This is a genomic window from Bacillus tequilensis KCTC 13622, from assembly GCF_000507145.1.
Classification (GTDB): Bacteria; Bacillota; Bacilli; order Bacillales; family Bacillaceae; genus Bacillus; species Bacillus tequilensis.
This window is the reverse complement of the sequence record NZ_AYTO01000045.1, coordinates 1-722: the sequence shown is the minus strand read 5'-3', so window position 1 is coordinate 722 and position 722 is coordinate 1. Positions and strand designations below refer to the sequence as shown.

Sequence of the window (722 nt, the reverse complement as noted above, 5' to 3'; positions counted from 1 at the left end):
TCCTGATTATCCGGAACAGCGGATTGACTATATTTTACAAGACAGCGGCGCGAAGCTTCTCTTAAAACAGGAAGGCATTTCGGTGCCGGACAGCTACAAGGGAGACGTCATTCTTCTCGACGGAGCTCGCACGATTTTAAGTCTGCCGCTTGATGAAAACGATGAGGACAACCCACTCACAGCTGCAAACGCGGAGAACCTTGCGTACATGATTTACACGTCAGGAACGACCGGACAGCCGAAGGGTGTCATGATCGAGCACCATGCGCTTGTCAACCTGTGCTTCTGGCACCACGACGCGTTTGGCATGACGGCGGAGGACCGCAGTGCGAAGTACGCGGGCTTTGGATTCGACGCTTCCATTTGGGAAATGTTCCCGACTTGGACGATCGGCGCCGAGCTTCATGTCATTGATGAAGCGATCCGCCTCGATATCGTCCGCCTGAACGACTATTTCGAAACGCATGGCGTGACGATTACGTTCCTGCCGACGCAGCTGGCGGAACAGTTCATGGAGCTTGAGAACACATCATTGCGCGTATTACTCACAGGCGGAGACAAGCTGAAGCGCGCGGTCAGACAGCCGTACACGCTCGTCAACAACTACGGGCCGACAGAAAATACGGTCGTTGCCACGAGCACAGAGATCAATCCGGAGAAAGGTTCGCTGTCCATCGGGCGTGCGATCGCCAATACGAGAGTGTACATTCTCGGCGAGGGCA

General features: G+C 54.7%; 1 protein-coding gene. It reads left to right on the top strand.

Translation table 11 applies throughout. The annotated features are described in order from the left end of the window. On the top strand, nucleotides 1–722 hold a 722-nt coding region (locus V756_RS01000000123000; RefSeq protein ID WP_032682232.1), incomplete at both ends, for an AMP-binding protein.